Origin of the sequence: Nocardioides endophyticus, from assembly GCF_039543845.1 — a bacterium.
GTDB lineage: Bacteria > Actinomycetota > Actinomycetes > Propionibacteriales > Nocardioidaceae > Nocardioides > Nocardioides endophyticus.
The window spans coordinates 102,024-122,367 of sequence record NZ_BAABKN010000030.1 but is presented as its reverse complement, the minus strand read 5'-3'; the positions used below and the strand labels follow the sequence as shown (position 1 = coordinate 122,367).

Sequence of the window (20,344 nt, the reverse complement as noted above, 5' to 3'; positions counted from 1 at the left end):
TTCATCACGAACTCAGACTGCAGCGCGCCTCACTCAAGATATGGGAGACACGCTCTAGTCCGTCCGGGCACGCGTCTCCGCCGACCGGTGGACGCTGCATGGCAGAATTCGGCAGGTGAGGGGTCCCGCGGACGAACAGCATCTGCGCGACCTCGCGCTGCTGCGCCGGGTCCGCGACCGGATGGACCGCGAGTACGCCGAGCCGCTGGACGTCGAGTCGCTCGCTCGCGGCGTGAACATGTCCGCCGGCCACCTCAGCCGAGAGTTCAAGCGGGCGTACGGCGAGTCGCCGTACTCCTACCTGATGACGCGGCGCATTGAGCGCGCAATGGCACTCCTGCGCCGCGGCGACCTCAGCGTCACCGAGGTCTGCTTCGAGGTCGGCTGTCAGTCGCTCGGCACGTTCAGCACGCGCTTCACCCAGCTCGTCGGCATGCCGCCGAGCACCTACCGTCGCGAGGCGGTGGCCCATGCCAGCGGGCTCCCGCAGTGCGTGGCGAAGCAGGTCACCCGGCCGATCAGGAGCACATCGATCAGGAATGGAGAAGCATCTGTCCCGAACCCGCTACTAGCGTGATCGGCATGGACATCACCATTCACACCACGGCCCTTCCCCACGAGGACCCGGAGGCCTCTTTGGCCTTCTACCGCGACACCCTCGGGTTCGAGGTCCGCAGCGACGTCGGCAGCGGAGCGATGCGCTGGATCACGGTCGGACCGGTCGGCCAGCCGGGGACGTGCATCCTCCTCGGCCCGCCGGCGGCCGACCCGGGGATCACGGACGACGAGCGCAGCACCATCACCGAGATGATGGCCAAGGGCACCTTCGGCTGGATCATGCTCGCGACCGAAGACCTCCAGGGCACTTTCGACCGGATCCAGGCACAGGACGTCGAGGTCGTGCAGGAGCCCACCGACCAACCGTGGGGCACGCGCGACTGCGCCGTACGAGACCCCGCCGGCAACATGGTTCGCATCCAGGAGGTTCGCTGACATGAAGACGATGACCTGCAGGCAGATGGGCGGTCCGTGCGACAAGGCGTTCAGCGGCGAGACCGCCGACGACGTGATCAAGGCCCAGGACCAGCACCTCAAGGACGCGGTCGCCGCGGGCGACACCGCCCACGAGCCGGCCAACAAGGACATGAGGGGCCGCTGGAAGCACCCGATCAAGGGCATGGGCTGGTACAAGGACACCAAGAAGGCGTTCGCCGCACTCCCCGAAGACTGAAGGAACATCGACCCGCATGCCCTCGAACAAGGACGCTGACAGCCACGACCTGATCCGAGTCACCGGCGCGCGGGTCAACAACCTCAAGGACATCAGTGTCGAGATCCCGAAGCGCCGACTGACGGCGTTCACCGGGGTTTCGGGATCGGGCAAGAGCTCGCTGGTGTTCGGGACGATCGCGGCAGAGTCGCAGCGGCTGATCAACGAGACCTACAGCGCGTTCGTGCAGGGCTTCATGCCGACCCAGGCGCGGCCCGACGTCGACGTCCTGGACGGGCTGACGACGGCGATCCTCGTCGACCAGGAGCGGATGGGCAGCGACCCACGCTCCACCGTCGGCACTGCCACGGATGCCAACGCGATGCTGCGCATCCTCTTCAGCCGGTTGGCGCAGCCGCAGATCGGCTCGCCCCAGGCGTACTCCTTCAACGTCGCCTCGATCAGCGGCGCGGGCGCCGTGACGCTCGAGAAGGGCGGCCAGAAGACCAAGGAGCGGCGCAGCTTCAGCATCACCGGTGGCATGTGTCCTCGTTGCGAGGGGCGCGGAGCGGTCAACGACATCGACCTGTCGCAGCTGTACGACGACTCGAAGTCGCTCAACGACGGGGCTCTGACAATCCCGGGCTACAGCATGGAGGGCTGGTACGGCCGGATCTTCCGCGGCTGTGGCTACTTCGACCCGGACAAGCCGATCGCGAAGTTCTCCAAGAAGGAGCTCAACGACCTCCTCTATCGGGAGGCGACGAAGATCAAGGTCGACGGGATCAACCTGACCTACCTGGGGCTGATCCCGCAGATCAAGAAGTCCTTCCTGGCCAAGGACGTCGAGGCCATGCAGCCGCACATCCGCGCCTTCGTCGAGCGCGCGGTGACGTTCACGACCTGTCCCGAGTGTGACGGCACTCGACTCAGCGAGCTGGCCCGGTCCTCCAAGATCGACGGCAAGAACATCGCCGACCTCTGCGCGATGCAGATCAACGACCTGGCCGAGTGGGTCGGCGGGCTGAAGGAGCCGTCCGTCGCGCCGCTGCTGGAGGCGCTGGGGGAGACCCTCGACTCATTCGTCGACATCGGCCTCGGCTACCTGTCGCTCGACCGGCCGGCGGGCACTCTCTCCGGCGGTGAGGCCCAACGCACCAAGATGATCAGGCACCTCGGGTCGTCACTCACCGATGTCACGTACGTGTTCGACGAGCCGACGATCGGGCTGCACCCACACGACATTGTCCGGATGAACGAGCTGCTGCTGCAGCTGCGCGACAAGGGCAACACCGTGCTCGTCGTCGAGCACAAGCCGGAGACGATCGCCATCGCCGACCACGTCGTCGACCTCGGCCCGTTGGCGGGTTCCGAGGGTGGCCAGGTGATGTACGAGGGCACCGTGAAGGGGCTGCGCGCGAGCGACACCATCACCGGCCGGCACCTGGACGACCGCGCGTCGGTCAAGGACGAGGTCCGCCCGTCGTCGACGGCGCTCGAGGTCCGGGGGGCGAACCTGCACAACCTGCAGGACGTGGACGTCGACATCCCCCTCGGCGTACTGACCGTCCTCACCGGGGTCGCCGGGTCAGGCAAGAGCTCGTTGATCCGCGGCTCGGTGGCCAACCAGGACGGCGTCGTGACGATCGACCAGGGCGCCATCAAGGGATCTCGGCGCAGCAACCCGGCGACGTACACCGGTCTGCTCGAGCCGATCCGCAAGGCGTTCGCGAAGGCCAACGGCGTGAAGCCGGCGCTCTTCAGCGCCAACTCCGAAGGTGCCTGCCCGAACTGCAACGGCGCCGGTGTCGTCTACACCGACCTCGGGATGATGGCCGGCGTCTCGACGGTCTGCGAGGTCTGCGAAGGCAAGCGCTTCGACGCGTCAGTGCTCGACTACACGTTCGGCGGCAAGGACATCAGCGAGGTGCTGACCATGCCCGTGTCGGAGGCCGTGGAGTTCTTCGGCGACGGCGACGCCAAGATCCCGGCCGCCCACAAGATCCTCGAGCGGCTCGCCGACGTCGGGCTGGGCTACGTCAAGCTCGGCCAACCGCTCACCACGCTCTCGGGAGGGGAGCGGCAGCGGCTCAAGCTCGCCACGCACCTCGGCGAGAAGGGCGACGTCTACGTCCTCGACGAGCCGACCACCGGGTTGCACCTCGCCGACGTCGAGAACTTGCTCGGTCTGCTGGATCGCCTGGTCGACGGCGGCAAGTCGGTGATCGTCATCGAGCACCACCAGGCCGTGATGGCGCACGCCGACTGGATCATCGACCTCGGCCCGGGCGCCGGTCACGACGGCGGCCAGGTCGTCTTCGAGGGCACGCCCGCCGAGCTCGTGGCCAAGAAGTCGACGCTCACCGGTGAGCATCTGGCGGCGTACGTCGGCGCCTGACCGGTGAGCGGGAGTCAGGGGCGAGCGTCGAGGCGCTTGACCCGGCGTACTCCGGCGGTCAGGCGATATGACGTCTCCACGAGCTCGGCGACCTCCGCCCAGTCGGTCCCGTCACCGATGTCGAGGCCGACCCATCCGGAGACGCCGAGGTACATCGGGAAGTAGGCGTCGGGGGAGCCGAGCAGCGCCGGCGCTTCGACCGGGTCGGCGAGCACCAGCACCGACGCGCGGTGTCGTTCGTAGCCGTCGCCGACCTTCACGCTGCCGCCGTAGTAGGCGAACACCTTGGTCGTGTAGAACGCCGGGATGCCGTGGGAGACCTTCTCAGCGGCGTCCGGCAGGGCCAACGTGATCTCGCGCAGGCGTCCGAGGACGGGGTCATCATCATCGAACATGCGCGGATGCGGCATGGCGTCACCTTAGGGCCGCACGTCGACTTCCTGCACGTCCGCATCTGGGATGAGCTCGTCGCCCGCCGCCACGTCGAGCTGGCACCTGGCGGACGTGGGCATCGGGACGTGAAGCGACCTGCTGGCGGTCTCGGGTCCACCAACAGGTCGCAAGAGCAAAGTAGCGGCCGGGCCCGAGCCCGTGCACGAAAAGGACGAGAACCGGGACCAAGTAGCGTCGACGGCGGGCCCAACTTGTCACGCCCGGCACAACTCTCGACGTGAAGACCGGCGAGCTCGGACACAAGAGGACGCGCTGGGGGAGTCGGGTACGTACAGTCCCCGCCAGGCCTCGGGTGGATCGGAAGGGTGAGCCAGAGGTGCGCCGAGTTCACGTGTTGACCGTCTCGCCGGCCCTGCCGGCAACGATGTTGGATCAGATCCTGACGAGCACCGAGACGACGCTCCTCGAGCATGGAGCCGACCACGTCTGGATCGACCCCGCTGAGCCGCCCTTGGCGGTGGTCGCCGCGTTCCCGTCGGACTGACACCGATGTAGTCCTGCGCCACTGGGTTGCGACGAAGCCGACAGCTTCTTACTCGTCGCGCCTGGCGGCGTCAAGCCGTAGCAGGACGGTCGGCGGAGTCAGCGCCTGGTCTCGTACCTGGTCAGCAGCACTCCGTCGGGAAACGTCCGAGTCTCCAGCAGGTTCAGGTTCACCCAGCTGTCCAGGGCCGTGAAGAACGGCGTGCCGCCGCCCACCAGGACCGGGTGGGTGACGATCACGTACTCATCGATCAGCCCGGCCCGCATGGCCGCCGCGGCGAGGGTGGCGCCGGCGACGTCCATCGGGCCGCCATCCTCCGTCTTGAGCCGGGTGATCTCGGTGACCGCGTCTCCGGTCGCCAGCCGAGCGTTCCAGTCGACTGCGCTGATCGTCGAGGAGAACACGACCTTCGGCATGTCCAGCCAGCGGCGGGCGAACTCGACCTCTGCCGGTGTGGCGCCAGGCTGCTGGCCGGCCGTCGGCCAATGGGAGCTCATCGCCTCCCACAGCTTGCGCCCGTACAGCGCCAGGCCCGTCGCGCCCACCCGGTCGGACCACCACTGGAACAGCTCGTCGCTCGGCACGCTCCAGCCGATGTCGTCGCCGGGCGCGGCGATGTAGCCGTCCAGGCTCAGGTTCATGCCAAAGGTCAGTCTTCGCATGGCGTCAGCCTCTCGTCGGTTCGCATTCGGCGTACAGACCGACACGGCTGTGAGAAGTCATCTGCCAAGCCCGCCACTCGCCGCGTTCTCGATCTCGCGCCACCTCGATGATGCTGGGTAGAACAGGCCCTAGCGCGATCGGGGCCGGCTGCGCGGAGATCCATGCGCTGGAACTTGTCACCCTCGGCACAACTCTTGCCGTAAAGATGAGTCATCCACCTGCGGATAGGCGCGCACCTTCTCGCTCGGCCGCTAAGGTCCCAGACTCTGAACTCGAGAGAACGGTGATGCCTAGATGGAGGCAAGAGGACTGATAACCACTGGTGCGGCGGTGTTGCTGCTGACGCTTGGACTTTATGGCGTCGCGGTCGGCAGCGACGACGCGCCGCAGGAGCCGGCCGTCGTCGACAGGTCGGCCGAGCAGAACCCCGAGGCGGCCGCCGACCGGCCCTCCGACGAGTACCTTGCACTGTCCGACGCCGTCACGGAGGTGGCCGAGGAGATCGCGCGTGTCGACGAGAGCGACGAGAGCGGATTCGGCACGATCCACACGGATCACCAGAAGGGCGCGGTGACCGTCTTCTGGTCCGGCAAGCCCCCTCAGGCACTGCTCGACCTGGCCGACAAGAAGCCCAACGGGATCACGGTGTCGATCGAGTCGTCGTCCTACTCACGCGCCGAACTGAACCGCGGCGCGGACGCCATCGAGAAGGCGGGTCTCTACAAGAAGCTCGAGCTCATGTTCGTGGACCCGGACGTGGAGTCGGGCCTGACGATCGGCACCGGCCGCAAGGAGCCTTTCACTGAGGACGACCTCGCCCTCGTACGTGAGATCTCGAAGATCGACGCCATCAAGGTCGAGTACAACGTCCCTCCCGTCGAGGGCTACTCACGCACTAACGACGCCGCACCCTGGAAGGGCGGCGGCCGACTTCGCCTCCGCACTCCCAGCGACGCCGTGCACGTCTGCACGACCGGCTTCCCGGTGATCCTGGGCGGGACCGGCAGGCTGCTCACCGCCGGGCACTGCGACCCCCAGACCAACGACATCTACCGAGACGGCAACGGCGACAACATCGCCCCCGCCGGCGCCGCCGCGTACCGGCCCGGCATCGACTCCCTCCTGATCGATCCCGCGGCCTCACCCGCGACGACGTCACAGGTCTTCGACGGCGGATACAACACGAACAGCAAGCTCACCGTCAAGAACTACGCCTCCAACTGGGTGGGCGACCCCGTGTGCGGATCCGGTGCAACCAGCGGGACCCTATGCGGGACGGTGTACGACGACTCCGTCAACATCAACGCCTTTGGGTCCACGGTGAACGTCATCTACGCCCGGGCGCCTGCAGGTGGACTGCTCGGCGCGACCGGTGACAGCGGCGCACCGTTCTACAAATACGTGGCCGGCGGTGTCCAGGCCCGCGGGATCGAACTCGGACCTGTCCAGACCGAGCCCTCGTCGAACTGCTCGGGCAACCCCGACATCGGCGTGGTCTCGTGCTCACGCTTCATCAGCTACGTCCCGATGAGCACGATCCTGAACCGGTGGGGCGCCACGCTCGAGGTCGGCTGACGGAGGACGGTGTGCCGCCACCGGCGGAAGCGTGACGTCGGCGGGGGTACGTCCAGTCACCGTCACCGAGAGTGTGGTCCGCTTCTTGAAGCGGGGATGCGTCGACGACTTGTGGTCAGGCTGCTTCGCGCGCGGCGAGGGCCGCGCGCGAGTTTCTCTCACTAAACGAGAGAAACCCTCGCTGACCTGCAACAAGGGAGTCAGCTCTTGCGCCGCCAATGCGGCAGAGCAAAGCTCCAGTGCCAACCTGACCAGCGCAGATACCCCGTGACGGGTTGAGACGAGCTCTCTCATCTGTTTGGACTCGTCCCAATTGATCGCCGATAACTGACATTATGTCAACTTGTAGTCTGCACATTGCATCAGATGAATCAAGCTGGACATCCAGCCGTCTCCTGCCTTGACTGAGAGGCTCTCCCACGAGGAGCCCGCCGACCCCAGAGGCCCATGCTTGTAGTTGATGTACCGGTAGCCGTAGGCCGCGCGCGCTCCTTCGCGGTCCTTGCTGTCGCATCGCAACGTCGTAAAGATGATCGACTAACTCTTCCCCGTACCGGAACCGTCACCGGCGGCCGGTCCCGCGTTCGGCCGCCGCACCAGCGCACCGGCATCGGGATCTCGTCGGATGGGTCAGCACGTGAGCCGGGCGCTCTTACCCCGCCTCATACGTGCTGGACGGCAAGTCCTGACAGCTCAGCGATGACGTCGAAGTCGTGGTCTTGCGTGACCACCGGAACTCCATGAGCGAGTGCCGTCGCTGCGATCCACATGTCGTTGACGTTGGAGCGCCGCCGCGCGTTGGCCAGCTGCACCCGGATCCGCGCCCACGCCTCGGCGACCGCGAGGTCGATGGGGATCGGATTCATGTCGGCGATCGCCGTCAACGTCGTCAGCCGCCGGGCGCGGATCTCGAGGTCGCTCGCGGCCAGTACGCCGGCGCTCAGCTCGGCGTGCGTGACGACCGAGACCGCGATCTCGTCCGGAAGTGCGGCCACGTCAAGCCGGCGTGACTCGCGGGCGATGAAGACCGAGGTGTCGAGCAGCCCGCGCGTCACGTGATCGGACCGAGCTCGTCGGTGTCGGCGTCCAGAGCGGCGAGGTCCTCGGTCAAGCCGGGGTCGGCCTGGATCCTCGACAGCTTCGGGACGAACTCGGCTTTCGTCACCCAGGACGAGCGCTCCGGCGTGAGGGGCGCGAGCCTTGCCACCGCTTCACCGTTCACCGTGATCTCGATGGGTTCGCCGCCAGCCGCGCGCCGCAGCACGCCTGCGGTGTCGTTCCGCAGCTCTCGTGACGCAACCCGGGTCATGGCTACGATCGTAGCAGTTGCGTAGCAACCGTTCCGCCGAGACGGAACGGTGTCTCCCCCTAGGCTCCGCGTGTGACGACCTCGGGAGACGGTGCACCGGCGAAGAACCACCGGCCGATCTGGCTGGAGACGCTGCTGCTGGTCGTGATCGCCGTGGTGGTGGCAATCGTGCTGAAGACGTTCTTCGTCCAGGCCTTCTACATCCCCTCCCCCTCGATGGTCCCCGGACTCGTGAAGGACGACCGGATCCTGGTCGAGAAGCCGTCGTACTGGTTCGGCGAGCCGCAACGCGGCGATGTAGTCGTCTTCGAGGACCCAGGCGGCTGGCTTCCCCAGGAGGACGCCGGACCCGTGGGGCCGGTCGCCAAGACCCTGGCGAAGATCGGCCTCTACCCCGCCGGTGGCCATCTGGTGAAGCGGGTCATCGGCATCGGCGGCGACACGATCGTGTGCTGCGACGACCAGGGGCGGATCTCGGTGAACGGCCAGCCGCTCGACGAGGACGCCTACGTCAAGAACCCCGACACCAGCGCGTGCCGAGGCCCGGAAGGCCCAGGCGGGGCGGATGCGTGCAGCTGGACGGCCGGCCCGGTGCCGGACGGCGATCTCTTCGTGATGGGCGACAACCGCTACGAGTCGGCCGACTCGAGCTTTCACATGTGCTCCCCCGGCGACGACACGTGTGTGCCCGGCGAGGAGTTCTTCGACCAGGACCTGGTCGTCGGGCGGGTCTTCGCCGTCGTCTGGCCACGCGATCACATGGCACGGTTGCACCGGCCCGACACGTTCAGCGACGTACCCGACAGTTGAATCCGCTAGTACCGTCCTGACCATGGGCGACGTCGATCTGGACCACATCAACGCCGAGCGCGAACGCATCCGTACGACGTACCTCGCTCCCGAGGCCAGCCGACCGGCGTCGTCGGCGCGCGGGCTACACCACTTCGCGATCGTCTGCGCGGACGTCGAGCGGACCGTGCGGTTCTACCAGGAACTCCTGGAGTTCCCGCTGACCGAGATCATCGAGAACCGCGACTACCCGGGCTCCAACCACTTCTTCTTCGACATCGGCAACGGCAACCTGATCGCGTTCTTCGACTTCCCCGGCCTCGACGTCGGGCCGTACGCCGAGGTGCTCGGCGGCCTGCACCACGTGTGCATCTCGGTCGAGCCGGAGCGCTGGGCCCACCTCAGGTCGAAGCTCGACGACGCGGGAGTGGAGTACGTCGCGGAGTCCGGCAGCTCGATCTACTTCCGCGATCCCGACGGTGCACGGCTCGAGCTGATCTCGGATCCGCTCGGCGAGATGTACGGGACGACCGTCCTCTAGATCGTCGCCAGCCGAGGCAGCACGCCCTCACACACCGCCGTCGTCCAGCCGACCGGGTCGTCGGTCGGCGGCACCATCGTGATCAGCGAGATGCCGAGCGCGGCGTACTCCTCCATCGACGTCAGGAACCCGTCGCGATCCGCGACCGGGTCCCCCATCACGATCATCGTCTTCTCGATCGCGTCGTAGTCCCGACCGAGGTCGTCGCAGTGCCCGCGAAGCACCTCGAGCTTGTGCCGGACGACGTCCGGGGTCTCGCCGAACAGGTTGCAGGCATCGGCGTACTGCGCCACCAGCCGCAGCGTCTTCCTCTCGCCACTCCCCCCGATCAGGATCGGCGGGTGCGGCTGCTGCACCGGCGGTGGCACGCAGACGGTCTCGGCGAGCTGGTAGTGCTTGCCGTCGTAGGCACCGTCCTCGTCGCTCCACATCTGGCGCACGATCTGGAGCGTCTCCTCGAGACGCTCGAACCGCTCACCGGTGGACGGGAACGGGACGCCGAGACCGGCGTGCTCCCGGTCGTACCAGGCCGCACCGATGCCCAGCATCGCGCGACCCTTGGACAGCACGTCGAGGGTCGTGACGATCTTGGCGAGCAGGCCCGGGTGCCGGTACGTCGTGCCTGTCACCAGCAAGCTGAGCCGGACGTTCTCGGTCTGGCCTGCCAGGTAGCCGAGGGTCGTGTAGCCCTCGAGCATGGGCTCGGCCGGGCCGCCGAGGTTCTCCATCTGGAACCAGTGGTCCATGACGGTGAAGAGCGAGGCGCCGCCCTGGTCGGCGACCCTGGCGGTCTCCGTCAGTCGGTCGGCGAGGCTGCTCTGCCAGTCGGGGTGGGTGAAGTTCGCGTAGTGGATGCCGATGCGCACGTCGTCGACACTACGTCGCGGTCAACAACCAGCGGCCGCCCACGACGAGGCAGCCGAGAGTCACGGCGAGGAAGACGATCACCCAGATCAGCCCGGGCACCCGGGTGAGCCGCGCGAGCAGATCCGCGTCCGACGTCCGCGCCCGGCCGCGCCGGCGCTGCAGCTGGAGCTCGACCACCGGGCGGGGAGCGGCGAGGAGCAGGAACCAGGTGCCGACGTACGCCGCGGCCGACTGCAGCTGCCCGCTCCCCCACCAGCTCACGGCGACGACAGCGATCCCGGCGACCGCGACGACGTACAGGCCGAAGAAGTTGCGGATCTGGAGGAGCAGCAGCGCGAGGAGCAGGACGACGAGCCACAGCACGGCGAGCGCGTGCTGGCGCCCGAGCAGGAACGCCGCGCCGAGGCCGACCAGCGCCGGACCGGGATAGCCGGCGAAAGCGGTCGCGACCATGCCCGGCCCCCGCGGCTTGCCACGCGACACCGTCAGGCCGGACGTGTCGGAGTGCAGCCGGATGCCCTGGAGGGAGCGGCCGGTCATCAGGGCAGCCAGTCCGTGGGCGCCCTCGTGCGCGATCGTGACCACGTGCCGGCTGACGCCCCACACGACTGGGACGGCGACGAGGAGCGCGCCGACCGCCGCGGTCAGCATCACACCGCGTTCGGACAGCGGTTGCTGCGTCCCGCTGACGTCGCCCCAGATCGAGGACAGGACGTCGGAGACACTCACGCGCCAAGCCTGCCGGACGGGCGTGCACCGGAGCCGGAGTGGGTACGCCGACACCATGAGTGACGAGCGAATCGAAGCAGTCCAGGCAGTGGTCGACCGGGTCTCCTCCTACCAGGACGGCGCCCCCGAGCGCACCGTCGAGAAGGAGCTGCGCGCCGGGTTCGCCGAGTCCGGGGTGGAGGTGTCGGACGGCGAGGTCAAGCAGTTGGCGGAGGCGATCGAGGCCGAGCACGGGTCGGTCTCGGCGAGCGACGTCCTGTCGGCATGAGCCAGCGATGAGCGGGCCGGATCCCGCGCACCAGCGACCCGACGGCGTCGACGACGCGACCATCGAGGCGCTGGGCAAGGTGTCGGAGGCGCTTGAGGTCGTCGAGGAGGCACGCGGGCTTCTCTACGCCTTCCACCGACGGTGCGGCACCGCCGACCTGACCCTGGGCGAGGCCGTCGACCAGCTCCGCGAGGCCGGCCACACCGAGCTCGCCGACCGGATCGACCGCGAGCTGGTGGGCCGCAACATCATCGCGGGCCGGTGGAGCTTCCAGGTGGTCGAGGACTACGACGACGGCTACTACACCACCTTCCGCGACCTCGAACGGCAGGCACGCGACGAGCTCGTCGGTGGACGCCGGCACCTCTACGAGGCCGAGATGAAGGAGGACCGGCGCACCGACGGACTTCCCGGCCACGAGGCCACTCCGGAGGACGCAGCCGAGTAGGTACGTTGTGGGACATGGCGATCCCGACCCACACCCTCAACGACGGCTCCGTCCTCCCCGCGATCGGCTTCGGCACCTATCCCCTCAAGGACGACGAGGCCGTGTCCGGGATCGTGTCGGCGATCGAGGCCGGCTACCGGCTCCTCGACACGGCCGTGAACTACGGCAACGAGCGCGAGGTCGGCGAGGCCGTCCGCGTCTGCGGGCTGCCGCGCGAGGAGCTCCTGGTAGCGAGCAAGATCCCGGGCCGCGACCACGAGTACGACGCCGCGATCGCCAGCGTGCACGGGTCGCTCGAGCGACTCGGGCTCGACTACCTCGACCTGCACTTCGTGCACTGGCCGAACCCCAGCGTCGGCAAGTACGCCGAGGCCTGGCGGGCGCTGGTCGACCTGCGGGAGGAAGGACTCGTGCGCAGCATCGGCGTCTCGAACTTCACCGCTGCACACCTGGACCGGGTGATCGCGGAGACCGGCGTGACGCCGGCCGTCAACCAGATCGAGCTGCACCCCTACTTCCCGCAGGTCGAGATGCGCGCCGTCAACGCCGAGCGCGGCATCCAGACGGAGTCGTGGAGCCCGCTGGGCAAACGGCAGGCGCCGTTCGCGGAGCCAGCCGTCGCCGACGCAGCTGAGGTACACGGCGTCACGCCCGGGCAGGTGATCCTGCGCTGGCAGGTGCAGCTCGGGTCGATCCCGATCCCGAAGTCGGCCGCTCCCGATCGCCAGCGGGCCAACCTCGACGTCTTCGGCTTCGAGCTCACCGACGCCGAGATGTCGGCCATCACCGCCCTCGGAAGATCGGACGGCCGGCTCTTCGGCGGTGACCCTGACACGCACGAGGAGATGTGAGTCAGTCACCGGCGACGCCGTACCTCCGGATCGACGTCGCCCGCCTGGGCGCCAACATCGAGCGCACCGCTGCCCGAGCGGCGGCCGCAGGCGTCTCCCTGCGACCGCACGCCAAGACGCACAAGAGCCCGGACATCGCGCGGTTGCAACTGGAGGCCGGGGCGATCGGGCTCACCGTGGCGACGATCGGCGAGGCGGAGGTGTTCGCCGAGCACGGGGTCGAGGATCTCTTCATCGCCTATCCCCTGTGGCTCTCCGACGATGCCGCCCGGCGGCTGCGCGACCTCGCCGGACGGGCGGACCTGGCGATCGGTGTGGACTCCGTGGGCGCTGCGCAACGGACGGGGGCGGCACTCGAGGGCACCGGAGTCGCCGTACTGGTCGAAGTCGACTCCGGCCAGCACCGCACCGGGGTGGCCCCGGGCGATGCCGGTGTCGTCGCCGCTGCGGCGGCCGAGGCGGGGTTGCCGGTACGCGGTGTCTTCACCTTCCCTGGCCACGGGTACTCCCCCGAGCTGATGGGCTCCGCCGCGGACGACGAGGCCGCGGCGCTGGCGGCGGCGGTCGCGTCTTTCCGTGACGTCGGGCTCGAGCCCGATGTCGTCAGTGGCGGCTCGACGCCGACGCTCACGCAGACCCACACCGACGCACTCACCGAGATCCGCCCCGGCGTCTATCTCTTCGGCGACGCCCAGCAGTGGGAGCTCGGGGCGATGCCTCCCGACACGATCGCCCTCACCTGTCGCGCCACCGTCGTCAGCCACGCAGGCGGACGCCTCGTCCTCGACAGCGGAAGCAAGGTGCTCGGCGCCGATCGCGCGCCGTACGCCACCGGCGGCGGGCGACTCCTCGACCACCCCGCGGCACGCATCGTCCAGCTCTCCGAGCACCACGCGGTGGTCGACCTGGCCGGGGAGACGCTGCCCCCGCTCGGGTCAGAGGTGGCGGTCGTCCCCAACCACGTCTGCGCTGCCGTCAACCTCGCGGACACCCTGTGGGCCGACGACGGTACGGCGCTCGTCTCGTGGCCCGTGGCCGCCCGGGGACGCAACGGCTGAGGCCTCTACGATCTGCGCATGCGCTCCCGTCACCTGGCCGGTCTGGCCGGTCTCACGCTCGCCGCCGCCCTCGCCCTCACCGGTTGCTCCGGATCGGACTCCGACTCCGGGACGGCCACCGACCCCGGGCCGTCAGCGAGCTCGTCAGCGAGCTCGTCGACGGGCACACCGTGCGAGTACGTCGACGGCGGCTCGGCCGCGAAGGAGGTCGACCCGCCGCCGGCGGCGGCCACCTCGACCGAGACCGTCTCGGTCACGATCGCGACGAGTGCAGGTGACCTCGCTGCCGAGCTCGACGCCGACGCCGCCCCGTGCACGGTGAACTCGTTCGTCTCGCTGGCACAGCAGGGCTACTTCGACGGCACGAGCTGCCACCGCCTCACGACGGCCGGGATCCTGGTCCTCCAGTGTGGCGACCCGACGGGCACCGGCTCGGGCGGCCCCGGCTACTCCTTCCCCGACGAGCTGTCCGGCAGCGAGACCTACCCGGCCGGCACCCTGGCGATGGCGAATGCGGGCCCCGACACCAACGGATCCCAGTTCTTCGTCGTGTACGGCGACACCCAGCTGCCGCCGAGCTACACCGTGTTCGGCCAGATCGACAAGGCGAGCGTGAAGGTCGTCAAGAAGGTCGCCGACGCCGGCACCGACGACGCGAACGGTCCCGGGGACGGGCACCCCAAGACCCCGGTCGACATCACCAAGGTGACGGTCGCCGGCTGACTCACTCGTTGCGGAAGGACGTCCCCGTCAGCTTCTCCGACACCACCCACAGGTCGTGGGCGAGCTCGGGGTCGGTCGCGTCCCGGCTGCGGCCGACGGCCGTCGGCCAGCCCTTGAACTCCTTGAAGCCATCCGGCCCGATGAAGGTGTTGCCCGGGACGTCCATCGTCGCGGCGTACAGCGTCGTCAGGGCGCCCTTCCAGACCGGCATCCCGGCCAGCTTGTGGCCCCAGCTGCCGACCCAGGTCTTGAACGCGTTCCCGGTGTTGCCGGTGATGGAGGTAGCCGTCGACCCGGGGTGCGAGCCGATGGCCCGCAGCGTCGAACCGGACGCCGTGAGCCGTCGCTGCAGCTCGGCCAGGAAGAGCAGGTTGGCGAGCTTGGACGAGGCATAGGCGGTGAACGGCTTGTAGGTGCGGCGCTCCCAGTTCAGGTCGCTCAGGTCGAGGTCGGCCGACCGGTGCGCGTCGGACGAGATCACCACGACCCGGTCGCGGACCTGCGCCAGCATCAGGTTGGTGAGCACGTAGTGACCGAGGTGGTTGGTGGCCAGGTGCGTCTCGAAGCCGTCGACGGTGAGGGCATACGGCACGGCGAGCACGCCGGCGTTGTTGATCAGGACGTCGACGGGACCGATGTCTGCCGCGAACTCGCGCACCGACGACAGGTCGGCGACGTCGAGGCGGCGCACCTCCACCGAGCCGTGGATCTGGGCCGCGGCCGCTTCGCCCTTGGCGGGGTTGCGGACGGCCATCACCACGTCGGCCCCGCGCTGGGCGAGCACCCGTGCGGTCTCCAGCCCCAGCCCCGCGCTGGCGCCCGTGATCACGATGCGGCGGCCGTCCTGAGGAGGTACGGCGTCCCAGCGTCTGCTCACCCGTCAGGCCTCGACGTACTCGACGGGAGCACCGACCTGGATCGTCCGCCCCACGGTGCACAGCCGGTCCCGGGACTGGGCGATGGAGCGCGGCAGCACCTCGCGTGCCCGGTCGCCGTCCTCGCCATCCGGGAACCGGACCTCGAAGGTCAACCGGAGGTCGGTGAGCCGGTTGCCCTGGTCATCGCGGATCTTCTCGCCCTCGGCGGTCACCGTGAACGTCGTCGCCTCGGCCCGCTTGCCGGTGATCAGGTCGACGTCGATGGCGCCGCACCCGGCCAGCGCGGCCAGCAGCAGCTCGACCGGCGTGAAGTCGGGATCGCTCCCCGAGCCGACGGGGAGCACTCCCCCGCGGGCGTTGGTCGCCTTGTAGCGGCCCTCGCCCATCTTGGTCAGGTCGATGCGGCGCGCGCTGCTGCGCGGTGCGTCGGAGGTCGTCATGCGCACAGCGTGCCAGAACCCCGACACGCCCGGGCTGACCTCCCGACTTGTCTCGCGCCGCCGAATCGGCAACGGTGGTCTGGACCAGCAACGCCCATCGGAAAGGCGAGCATGCTCACCCTCACCGAGAACGCCACTGCCATCGTCAACGAGATCACCACCCAGCCCGGACTCAGCGAGGAGGCGGGCCTGCGGATCACCTCCGCTCCGACCTCCGAGCCGTCGTTCGAGGTCACCGCGGCCGCCCAGGGCGAGCCCGGCGACCAGGTCGTCGAACAGGGCGGCGCGACCGTCTACCTCGACCCATCAGCCGCCGAGCTCCTCGACGACAAGGTGCTCGACGCGGCCGTCGACCCGGCAGGCAAGGTCGAGTTCGCACTCGCCCTGCAGGACTGACCCACAGCACCACCCCCTCGGACGGGCCTCGGCACACACGGAAGCCGGGGCCCGTCGTCCTGTCCGGATGGCTGTCTGGATGCCCGTCGGGGCGCTGTCGGATGTGGCTGGAAGGATCGACACCATGACCACCGCGCGCGAGATCCACCTCGCGGCCCGCCCCCAGGGCTGGCCGACCCCCGCTGACTTCCGGACCGTCGACACCGAGCTGGCCGACCCCGGACCCGGCGAGGTGCTGGTCCGCAACACGTTCATCTCGGTCGACCCCTACATGCGCGGACGGATGAACGACGTGAAGTCCTACGTGCCACCGTTCGCCCTCGACGCGGTGATGGACGGCGGCGCCGTCGGCGAGGTCATCGCCTCCGGCTCGGACACGCTGCAGGTCGGCGACACCGTCCTGCACCACGCTGGCTGGCGCACGCACGCGCTGCTGCCGGACCGCGCCGTACGCAAGGTCGACGTCTCGCAGGTCCCCGCCTCGGCGTACCTCGGCGCCCTCGGCATGCCGGGCCTGACGGCGTACGTCGGGCTCACCCGGATCGCCGAGGTCCACGAGGGCGACACCGTCTTCATCTCGGGCGCCGCAGGTGCGGTCGGCTCGGCCGCGGGCCAGATCGCCAAGCAGCTCGGCGCTGCCAAGGTGATCGGCTCCGCAGGCTCCCCCGAGAAGTGCGCGTGGCTGACCGAGCTGGGCTTCGACGTCGCGCTCAACTACAAGGAAGCCCCCATCGGCCGGCAGCTGCGCGAGCACGGCCCGGTCGACGTGTACTTCGACAACGTCGGCGGCGACCACCTCGAGGCCGCGATCTTCGCGATGGCCGACCACGGGCGCATCGCCGCCTGCGGCGCGATCGCCGACTACAACGCCGACGCGCCCTCCCCCGGACCGCGCAACATGATGATGCTCGTGAGCAAGCGCCTCACCCTGCGCGGCTTCATCGTCACCGATCACGGCGACGCCGCGTCAGAGTTCTACCGCCGGGCCGGTGGCTGGGTCGCCGACGGCTCGCTCCAGTGGCGCGAGACGGTCGTCGACGGGATCGACCACGCGGTCGACGCGTTCCTCGGCCTGCACCGCGGCGACAACACCGGCAAGATGCTCGTGCGTCTCCAGCCCACTCCATGAGCGCCGGCAGCCGGAGCTGCCCGTCGTCCGCGCCGCGCGCAGCCAGTGGCGCGACGTGCAGGTCACCGGGCGTCTCGGGTCCGTGGAGGCCCACGAGGCGCAGTGGCGCTCGGTCCACTTCGTCGGCTGCAAGCTCAGCTTCGTCGACCTGCGCGGTGCCGAGCTGATCGACGTCGCCTTCACCGACTGCATCACCCACGAGCTCGGTCTCAACTTCGAGGACTGAGGCGGCCAGACCGCTACCCGATCGGAGGCAGGGTCACGACCTGGCCGGCATAGCTGAGCCCCGCACCGAACGCGATCAGCAGCGCCAGGTCTCCGGCCTTGGCTTCGCCGGACCGCAGCATCGCCTCGATCGCGAGCGGCACCGAGGCCGCCGAGGTGTTGCCGGAGTCGACGACATCCGTGGCGATCGCCACGGACTCGGGCAGCTTGATGTTGCGCGCCAGCGTCTGCGTGATGCGCAGGTTGGCCTGGTGCGGGATGAACGCGTCGAGCTCGTCGACCGACACCCCCGCGCGGTCGAGCGCCTGGTGGGCCACGTCGGCCATCGCGAAGGGCGCCCATCGGAAGACCGCCGTGCCCTCCATCTGTACGACCGGGTGGTGCGACTGGTGGCTGTCGAGGCAGCTGGGCGTCTGCGTGACGACCTGTGACTGCGAACCGTCCGACCCCCAGGCCGTCGGGCCGATGCCGGCCTCGGACGCCGAACCCACGACGACTGCTCCTGCTCCGTCGGCGAAGATGAAGGCCGTACCCCGGTCCGTCGGGTCCATGAAGCGGCTCAGCTGCTCCACCCCGATCACCAACACGTGGGTGCTGTCGCCGGAGCGCACGAGCGATGAGGCGAGGTTGAGACCGTGGCAGAAGCCCGCGCACCCCGCCGAGACGTCGAACGCGGCAGCCTTCGACCCCAGACGGTCGGCGATCTGGGGTGCGGAGGCAGGCGTGTGCTCCGGGTACGTCGAGGTCGCCACGATGACGCAGCCGAGCTGGTCTGCCGTGACGCCCGCGACGTCGAGGGCCCGCGCGGCCGCGGTGGTCGCCATCGTGATCAGGTCCTCGTCAGGGCCGGCGAAGCGTCGGGTCCTGATGCCCGAACGGGTCTGGATCCACTCGTCCGAGGAGTCGAGCACCTCGCAGACCTCGTCGTTCGTGACGATCCGCTCGGGACGGTAGACCCCCAGGCCCAACATGGCCGTGCTCTCCACGTTCGTCGTCTGCTGAATCGTCATCCTCGGCTCCGCTCTTCTCTCCCATGACGCCATGCACCCGTGCCCGGGCATCGTCGTCCGCGAGCATAGGCGCGCGGGGCTGAGCATCGCGGGCGGCGACCTGCCAGCCCGGCTACATCGTGATGGGCATGTCGGCCGAGACCTCCTGGGGCGGCGTACGACGAGCAGGTCGTCGCCTGCCGGAAGCCGACGACGCGGACGTGCGGGTCGCCACGGCATGAGGCCGGAGCGTCATGCTTCGATCGCGGCACCGGGCTTCCCGGCGTCGGCGTACGACCGCACCGTCGAGATGTTGAGCGGGAAGTCGATCGTCAGATCGCGGAAGAGCAGGCCGGCTGCGGTCGCGGCCGCCTCCGCGGCCTCCGCCGCGACCAGGTCGGCGAGCGCGGCCGGGGTGTGGATGACAACCTCGTCGTGGAGGAAGAAGACGAGGTGCGGTCGAGCGTCGAGCGGCCCGCTGTCGCCGAGGCGCCAGAGCCGGTTGCGCAGGTCGGCGATCCAGCACAGCGCCCACTCGGCGCCGGTGCCCTGGACGACGAAGTTGCGGGTGAACCGGCCGTATGCGCGCCGGTAGCGGGCCTGGCTGTCCGCGTCCGGCGGCGGGTCGTCGGGGTCGCGTTCCCACGCCTCGCCGAGCGCAGGTGAGCCGCGGCCGAGGAGGGTGCGCACGACCTGTCCGCGCTCCCCGGCACGGGCCGCCTCCTCGACCAGGCCGAAGGCGTCGGGATAGCGCCGGGTGAGCCCAGGGACCATGCGACCGCTCTCTCCGCTGGTGGCGCCGTACATCGCGCCGAGGAGGCCGAGCTTGGCGTCGGTGCGACTCGCCACTGCGCCGTCGTCGACCATCCCCTGGTAGAGGTCGGCACCGCGCGCCGACCTGGCCAGGGCACGGTCACCGCTCATCCCGGCGAGCACGCGTGGCTCGAGCTGGGCGACGTCGGCGACGACGAGCATCCAGCCGTCGTCGGCCACGGCCGCGGGGCGGACGATCGCCGGGAACGACAGCGCACCTCCCCCGTTGGACGACCACCGGCCGGTGGTAGAGCCCGCCGGCTGGTACGCCGGCCGGAACCGGTCGCCCTTCACCCACTCGTCGGTCCATGCCCAGCCGTTGGTCTGGAAGAGGTGCGCGAGCTGCTTGTAACGCAGCAGCGGAGCGATACCCGGGTGCTTGAGGGCACGCAGTGAGGACTTGCGGGTGTCCGTGGCCTCCAGCCCGGCCCGGCGCAGCGCCGCCAACAGGTCCGGCCGCGAGTCGGGGTTGAGACCGGGAGCGTCGAAGGCGCCGCGCACCTCCGCGACCAGCGCCTCGAGCTTCTGCGGACGGGCGCCACGCGGCGGGCGTGGGCCGAGCAGGTCCGTGAGCAGCCGTTCGTGGACGTCGGTGCGCCACGGCAGGCCGGCGTACGTCATCTCGACCGCGACCAGGGCACCCGCGGACTCTGCCGCGAGCAGCAGCCCGAGCTTGGGGGCATCGCTCGACGCGGCAACGGCAGCGAGCTGGCGCGCGTCCTCGAGGTCGGTGCGCAGGTGCTCGGCGGTGTCGTCGATCGAGAACAGCGCCGGATCAGACGGCACGCTCGGACCCAGACGGTCCCAGTGCGTCGACTGGTCCCCGACCAGCAGCTGTGCGTCGACCGCGGGCGCCCGCCGGAGCAGCTGGTGGCCGAGGCGCAGATCGTGGCACCGCTGCACCCGCACCCCGGCCGCCAGCAGCGAGGGGTACCAACGGACGGTGTCGTCCCACACCCACCGCGGCTCATCGGCCTCGCGCTCGCCGACGTACGACGCCAGGTCGGTCATCGGCAGCTCCCGTTGCCCATCGCCCTCGACGACCAGCACGCGGTCGCCCGGCAGACGCGAGAGCGAGACCCGGGTCATGAGGACACCTTGGCATCCG

Annotated in this window: 25 protein-coding genes; 15 read left to right on the top strand and 10 right to left on the bottom strand. The window is 69.3% G+C overall.

All coding sequences use genetic code 11. The annotated features are described in order from the left end of the window. The first annotated feature begins 181 nt into the window (after positions 1-181). Genes ABEA33_RS22815 through ABEA33_RS22800 form a run of 4 tightly spaced genes read left to right on the top strand, consistent with a single transcriptional unit; the run spans position 182 to position 3,608 of the window. Positions 182-577: a helix-turn-helix transcriptional regulator gene (locus ABEA33_RS22815; protein ID WP_345529374.1), complete on the top strand. Its 396-nt coding sequence runs from the start codon at positions 182-184 to the stop codon at positions 575-577. Positions 578-582: 5 nt separating this feature from the next. Continuing rightward, positions 583-993, top strand: a complete 411-nt coding sequence (locus tag ABEA33_RS22810; RefSeq protein ID WP_345529373.1) for a VOC family protein — start codon at positions 583-585, stop codon at positions 991-993. A 1-nt stretch (position 994) separates the two neighbouring features. Next, positions 995-1,231 (top strand): DUF1059 domain-containing protein, encoded by a 237-nt coding sequence (locus ABEA33_RS22805; RefSeq protein WP_345529372.1) that lies wholly within the window; start codon positions 995-997, stop codon positions 1,229-1,231. Between the two features lie 16 nt (positions 1,232-1,247). After that, positions 1,248-3,608, top strand: a complete 2,361-nt coding sequence (locus ABEA33_RS22800) for an ATP-binding cassette domain-containing protein (RefSeq protein ID WP_345529371.1) — start codon at positions 1,248-1,250, stop codon at positions 3,606-3,608. A 14-nt stretch (positions 3,609-3,622) separates the two neighbouring features. Here ABEA33_RS22800 and ABEA33_RS22795 read toward each other — a convergent pair whose 3' ends face one another. Both ABEA33_RS22795 and ABEA33_RS22790 read right to left on the bottom strand, forming a co-directional pair. Then, entirely contained in the window at positions 3,623-4,018 is a 396-nt protein-coding gene (locus tag ABEA33_RS22795; protein WP_345529370.1) for an MmcQ/YjbR family DNA-binding protein, read from the bottom strand. Positions 4,019-4,643: 625 nt separating this feature from the next. Further along, on the bottom strand, positions 4,644-5,207 hold the full coding sequence (locus ABEA33_RS22790; protein ID WP_345529369.1) for a dihydrofolate reductase family protein: 564 nt from the start codon (positions 5,205-5,207) through the stop codon (positions 4,644-4,646). Between the two features lie 331 nt (positions 5,208-5,538). Between ABEA33_RS22790 and ABEA33_RS22785 the strand changes: the two genes are divergently transcribed. After that, positions 5,539-6,783 carry a S1 family peptidase gene (locus ABEA33_RS22785; RefSeq protein ID WP_345529368.1) on the top strand — a complete coding sequence of 415 codons (1,245 nt, stop codon included), beginning with the start codon at positions 5,539-5,541 and terminating at the stop codon, positions 6,781-6,783. Positions 6,784-7,445: 662 nt separating this feature from the next. On the opposite strand, the gene ABEA33_RS22780 is transcribed toward ABEA33_RS22785, so the two are convergent. Next, positions 7,446-7,838: a type II toxin-antitoxin system VapC family toxin gene (locus ABEA33_RS22780; protein WP_345529367.1), complete on the bottom strand. Its 393-nt coding sequence runs from the start codon at positions 7,836-7,838 to the stop codon at positions 7,446-7,448. Then, entirely contained in the window at positions 7,835-8,092 is a 258-nt protein-coding gene (locus ABEA33_RS22775) for a type II toxin-antitoxin system Phd/YefM family antitoxin (protein WP_345529366.1), read from the bottom strand. Before ABEA33_RS22775 ends, ABEA33_RS22780 begins: the two co-directional genes overlap by 4 nt. A gap of 72 nt (positions 8,093-8,164) precedes the next feature. On the opposite strand from ABEA33_RS22775, the gene lepB reads away from it, so the two are divergent. Beyond that, complete coding sequence (gene lepB / locus ABEA33_RS22770) at positions 8,165-8,902, top strand: signal peptidase I (protein ID WP_345529365.1); 738 nt, start codon at positions 8,165-8,167, stop codon at positions 8,900-8,902. Positions 8,903-8,924: 22 nt separating this feature from the next. Next, positions 8,925-9,422 (top strand): VOC family protein, encoded by a 498-nt coding sequence (locus ABEA33_RS22765; RefSeq protein ID WP_345529364.1) that lies wholly within the window; start codon positions 8,925-8,927, stop codon positions 9,420-9,422. Here ABEA33_RS22765 and ABEA33_RS22760 read toward each other — a convergent pair. Both ABEA33_RS22760 and ABEA33_RS22755 read right to left on the bottom strand, forming a co-directional pair. Then, positions 9,419-10,288, bottom strand: coding sequence for an LLM class F420-dependent oxidoreductase (locus tag ABEA33_RS22760; RefSeq protein ID WP_345529363.1), 870 nt, complete (start codon positions 10,286-10,288; stop codon positions 9,419-9,421). The genes ABEA33_RS22765 and ABEA33_RS22760 overlap by 4 nt on opposite strands. 10 nt (positions 10,289-10,298) lie before the next feature. Further along, entirely contained in the window at positions 10,299-11,018 is a 720-nt protein-coding gene (locus tag ABEA33_RS22755) for a M50 family metallopeptidase (RefSeq protein ID WP_345529362.1), read from the bottom strand. 55 nt (positions 11,019-11,073) lie between these two features. On the opposite strand from ABEA33_RS22755, the gene ABEA33_RS22750 reads away from it, so the two are divergent. Genes ABEA33_RS22750 through ABEA33_RS22730 form a run of 5 tightly spaced genes read left to right on the top strand, consistent with a single transcriptional unit; the run spans position 11,074 to position 14,366 of the window. Further along, positions 11,074-11,286 (top strand): hypothetical protein, encoded by a 213-nt coding sequence (locus ABEA33_RS22750; RefSeq protein WP_345529361.1) that lies wholly within the window; start codon positions 11,074-11,076, stop codon positions 11,284-11,286. A gap of 7 nt (positions 11,287-11,293) precedes the next feature. After that, positions 11,294-11,734: a hypothetical protein gene (locus ABEA33_RS22745; RefSeq protein WP_345529360.1), complete on the top strand. Its 441-nt coding sequence runs from the start codon at positions 11,294-11,296 to the stop codon at positions 11,732-11,734. A 14-nt stretch (positions 11,735-11,748) separates the two neighbouring features. After that, complete coding sequence (locus ABEA33_RS22740; protein WP_345529358.1) at positions 11,749-12,585, top strand: aldo/keto reductase; 837 nt, start codon at positions 11,749-11,751, stop codon at positions 12,583-12,585. After that, positions 12,582-13,643, top strand: coding sequence for an alanine racemase (locus ABEA33_RS22735; protein ID WP_345529357.1), 1,062 nt, complete (start codon positions 12,582-12,584; stop codon positions 13,641-13,643). Before ABEA33_RS22740 ends, ABEA33_RS22735 begins: the two co-directional genes overlap by 4 nt. A gap of 18 nt (positions 13,644-13,661) precedes the next feature. Next, entirely contained in the window at positions 13,662-14,366 is a 705-nt protein-coding gene (locus ABEA33_RS22730) for a peptidylprolyl isomerase (RefSeq protein WP_345529356.1), read from the top strand. Position 14,367: 1 nt separating this feature from the next. Here ABEA33_RS22730 and ABEA33_RS22725 read toward each other — a convergent pair whose 3' ends face one another. Then, entirely contained in the window at positions 14,368-15,243 is an 876-nt protein-coding gene (locus ABEA33_RS22725; RefSeq protein ID WP_345529355.1) for an oxidoreductase, read from the bottom strand. A gap of 3 nt (positions 15,244-15,246) precedes the next feature. Then, positions 15,247-15,684 (bottom strand): OsmC family protein, encoded by a 438-nt coding sequence (locus tag ABEA33_RS22720; RefSeq protein WP_345529354.1) that lies wholly within the window; start codon positions 15,682-15,684, stop codon positions 15,247-15,249. Positions 15,685-15,795: 111 nt separating this feature from the next. On the opposite strand from ABEA33_RS22720, the gene ABEA33_RS22715 reads away from it, so the two are divergent. The 3 genes from ABEA33_RS22715 to ABEA33_RS22705 all read left to right on the top strand — a co-directional run bounded on the left by ABEA33_RS22715 (position 15,796) and on the right by ABEA33_RS22705 (position 17,435). After that, positions 15,796-16,080: a Fe-S cluster assembly protein HesB gene (locus tag ABEA33_RS22715; RefSeq protein ID WP_345529353.1), complete on the top strand. Its 285-nt coding sequence runs from the start codon at positions 15,796-15,798 to the stop codon at positions 16,078-16,080. A gap of 124 nt (positions 16,081-16,204) precedes the next feature. Then, on the top strand, positions 16,205-17,209 hold the full coding sequence (locus tag ABEA33_RS22710) for an NADP-dependent oxidoreductase (RefSeq protein WP_345529352.1): 1,005 nt from the start codon (positions 16,205-16,207) through the stop codon (positions 17,207-17,209). A 55-nt stretch (positions 17,210-17,264) separates the two neighbouring features. Beyond that, on the top strand, positions 17,265-17,435 hold the full coding sequence (locus ABEA33_RS22705; protein WP_345529351.1) for a hypothetical protein: 171 nt from the start codon (positions 17,265-17,267) through the stop codon (positions 17,433-17,435). A 13-nt stretch (positions 17,436-17,448) separates the two neighbouring features. Here ABEA33_RS22705 and ABEA33_RS22700 read toward each other — a convergent pair whose 3' ends face one another. Both ABEA33_RS22700 and ABEA33_RS22695 read right to left on the bottom strand, forming a co-directional pair. Further along, on the bottom strand, positions 17,449-18,444 hold the full coding sequence (locus ABEA33_RS22700; protein ID WP_345529350.1) for a beta-ketoacyl-ACP synthase III: 996 nt from the start codon (positions 18,442-18,444) through the stop codon (positions 17,449-17,451). A 231-nt stretch (positions 18,445-18,675) separates the two neighbouring features. After that, positions 18,676-20,325: a bifunctional 3'-5' exonuclease/DNA polymerase gene (locus ABEA33_RS22695; protein WP_345529349.1), complete on the bottom strand. Its 1,650-nt coding sequence runs from the start codon at positions 20,323-20,325 to the stop codon at positions 18,676-18,678. Positions 20,326-20,344 lie beyond the last annotated feature (19 nt).